Annotated in this window: 1 protein-coding gene; it reads right to left on the bottom strand. The window is 44.5% G+C overall.

Annotated elements, in window-relative coordinates; translation table 11 throughout:
* Nucleotides 1-553 (bottom strand): ribosome biogenesis GTPase YlqF (ylqF, locus tag KIV40_RS34780; RefSeq protein WP_285354014.1); only part of this gene is annotated, 553 nt, incomplete at its 3' end.
* Nucleotides 554-722: the final 169 nt, after the last annotated feature.

Genomic DNA, 722 nt, shown 5'->3' with positions numbered 1-722 from the left:
CAGCTAGGCGGAAACCACTGTGTGGGTTTTCTACTTTTGGCCATAGAATTCCTGGAGTGTCAGACAGAACAACACCGTTTTGCAGGTTGATACGCTGTTGGCGACGCGTTACCGCAGGTTGGTTACCCGTTACAGCAATAGTGCGACCAGCCAAACAGTTGATGATGGTAGATTTACCCACGTTTGGGATACCCATGATCATCGTACGAATGTTTTTACCAATCTCTTCACGGTGCGGTGCCAGTTTACGCACTAACTCCATGATGTGATTGACTTCTTCTTTATTGCTGGTGGTAATCGCGATTGCTTTAACGCCTTGCTCTTTCTCAAAGTGTTCGATCCACATTTGAGTCAGCTCAGGGTCAGCTAGGTCACGCTTGTTGAGTACTTTAACGACTGGTTTACCTGCTTTGATCTCGGCAATCATTGGGTTTTCTGAACTGAAAGGGATTCGCGCATCCAGAACTTCAATGATTACGTCAACTTTAGGGATAACTTCTTCGATTTCTTTGCGGGCTTTGTGCATGTGGCCCGGAAACCATTGTATAGGCATAGAGATAAACCTTGTAAAAATATTTTGAGCACATTGTAAGGGTTCAATAGGGCGTGTAAAGCTATATAGGCTTTGCACTGCTATATATCGCCAGAAAACAATCAACTGCTTAGGTTTAGTGAGTTTAGCACAGGGTTATGCAGGCTAACTTTTGTATGGTTGGTGGGTA

This window comes from Vibrio sp. D173a, from assembly GCF_030248475.1.
The sequence above is the reverse complement of the archived record's forward strand: the minus strand, read 5'-3'. Positions and strand labels throughout refer to the sequence as shown.